Origin of the sequence: Winogradskyella epiphytica (assembly GCF_003217215.1) — a bacterium.
Classification (GTDB): Bacteria; Bacteroidota; Bacteroidia; order Flavobacteriales; family Flavobacteriaceae; genus Winogradskyella; species Winogradskyella epiphytica.
This window is the reverse complement of the sequence record NZ_QJTD01000039.1, coordinates 1-2,007: the sequence shown is the minus strand read 5'-3', so window position 1 is coordinate 2,007 and position 2,007 is coordinate 1. Positions and strand designations below refer to the sequence as shown.

Sequence of the window (2,007 nt, the reverse complement as noted above, 5' to 3'; positions counted from 1 at the left end):
AAAGTCTCTGCGTATATAATAACCTTATTCCTCTCCTTTGTTCTTTCTTATTTATAGGTCTTAATTTAGTGTTTTTATTAAAATGCTAACTTAAGCCGTATATAATTTATTGCTGGTTTATTGCTTACTTACGAAAGTCCTCGCGGACTTTCTTGGTCAGTAATTATTTACTAAATTGGTTGCTTAAAACACGCAACAAACCATATACAACAACGTTGTGCGTCATTTGAGAAAAACCCGTGAAATACATTAAACTGATTTTAATTTTACTTCTTTTTGGTTCGTGCTCAACGAATAAATCGGTAATTGGTTTATATGGAAAGTGCGAAAAAAAATATTTAGCTTGTACTCAAATTGAACTGAAATCGGACAAAACTTTTGAATATTTTATTTTTATGGATGTTGGCGGAGGAACTTTTGTCAAAGGAAATTGGGAGCAAATATCCAAAGACAGTATAAAATTAAACACATTTGAACAACCCAAAAACCCAAGTACGACTTATAGCGGAAAAGTAAATCCTGACCGAATTGGCAACGTGAAAATCACAATCCGAGATTTGGAATTACCTCTTGCAGCAGCATTTATTGTGATTAATGACCAAAACGAGGGAAAAGCGGCTGACGTGAATGGAATTGCGGAATTGAAAACTCAAGAAGTTAAGACAATTACCTATCATTATTTAGGACAAAAAGAAACTATAAAAATCGACAATCCGAATTTTAACGAAATAGAAATTATTGTAAGGGATTTGGACTTAAATGCTGTTCCAAGATTTTTGACTGATAAAATAATGATTTTAGATAATGGAAAATTGTTTTTTAACGATGGATATTCATTAAAGAAAACCAACTTGAAAAACAGACAATGGAAATAAAAAACGAACGCACAACAATGTATAACCGCAATTACGGCGGATTCGACTACGTCCGAATCCACTCGGAATTGCTAACATCAGTTCCAAACCGAAAATTAACGCATATTAACCCGTAACTGACGGTTATACGAGACCGTTGCCACCAATTTGAACAAATGAATAGAGTAAGAAAAAATATTAAAAGATTACTATCTTCAATTTTAATTCTTGCTTTAGCTATTATATGGTTCGTTCCAATCCATATAGGTTGGTACAGAGAAATGCCATATTGTATGTTCAGATTTCAAGTATTTGAATATCAACAACACGATTATAATCAAACGAATTGGAAAGATATTTTTATTAGAATGCGTCCTAATAAGTATGGTAGTTTTGATTTTCACGAAAGAGTTGGCGGTATGAAAGCCTATTTTAGATTAGAACGTTTAACTTATCAACTGACAAAAGAATGTTGTAGTTGGGAAAAAACATATATGAAATGAAATTACTCTATAAACTTTTCATAGGAGTTTTGTTTTGGGGAACTTACTTTTTACCGATATTTTCCTTTGAAAAAGCATTTAGAATATTAGATGTTGAAACTAATGATTTCTTTGGAATTTATCGTGATGGAATTTTAATTTTTAGTGTTCTATCTATTATTTTAACTTTTTTATTTCTATGGCTTTCACCTAAATTATTTCGCAAGTATCTATACAGGATAGGTATTATAATATTCTATCTTGTTTTTTACTATTTTGCGTGTACGTCAATTGCTTGGGATTACCGAATTATTTTTGGTGCGACTTGGCAATGGCCTGAAATATTTCCAGAATTAGTGAGACCTCAATGGTATTTTTATGTGTTCGGAGCTTTGGGAGTTTTATTCAACTATCAATTTTTGAAATTAACCCAAAAGAAAACGACTGAATATAAAAACTGGTGGCAACAACGTGTATAATTAATTGCTTTGGTCATTGCTTATTTGGAAAATTCCTTCGGAATTTTCACGGGTTCGTAAAAGTTTACTAATTTAGTTACTTAACCACGCAACTAACCAAGAACTGTGTTAAAAAACAAGTATTTATTAGTTTATATTTACTAAAACACTTCTATAGTTTCTGTCATATTTTAAACCTGATTTAGCTAGGGC

The 2,007-nt window shown here is 31.3% G+C and carries 3 protein-coding genes; all 3 read left to right on the top strand.

All coding sequences use genetic code 11. The features are described from left to right. Window positions 1-239 precede the first annotated feature (239 nt). The 3 genes from DFQ11_RS15000 to DFQ11_RS14990 all read left to right on the top strand — a co-directional run bounded on the left by DFQ11_RS15000 (window position 240) and on the right by DFQ11_RS14990 (window position 1,815). The gene (locus DFQ11_RS15000) at window positions 240-875 is read left to right on the top strand and encodes a hypothetical protein (RefSeq protein ID WP_110476699.1); all 636 of its coding nucleotides are present in this window, start codon (window positions 240-242) and stop codon (window positions 873-875) included. A gap of 155 nt (window positions 876-1,030) precedes the next feature. Further along, complete coding sequence (locus DFQ11_RS14995; protein WP_110476697.1) at window positions 1,031-1,357, top strand: hypothetical protein; 327 nt, start codon at window positions 1,031-1,033, stop codon at window positions 1,355-1,357. After that, window positions 1,354-1,815: a hypothetical protein gene (locus tag DFQ11_RS14990; RefSeq protein WP_110476695.1), complete on the top strand. Its 462-nt coding sequence runs from the start codon at window positions 1,354-1,356 to the stop codon at window positions 1,813-1,815. The genes DFQ11_RS14995 and DFQ11_RS14990 overlap by 4 nt, the downstream gene beginning before the upstream one ends. The last annotated feature ends 192 nt before the right edge of the window (window positions 1,816-2,007 follow it).

What these genes read in the sequence shown, in the direction of transcription:
- DFQ11_RS14995 (WP_110476697.1), top strand. Translation starts at nt 1,031, where the DNA reads ATGAATAGAGTAAGAAAAAATATTAAAAGATTACTATCTTCAATTTTA.
- DFQ11_RS14990 (WP_110476695.1), top strand. Translation starts at nt 1,354, where the DNA reads ATGAAATTACTCTATAAACTTTTCATAGGAGTTTTGTTTTGGGGAACT.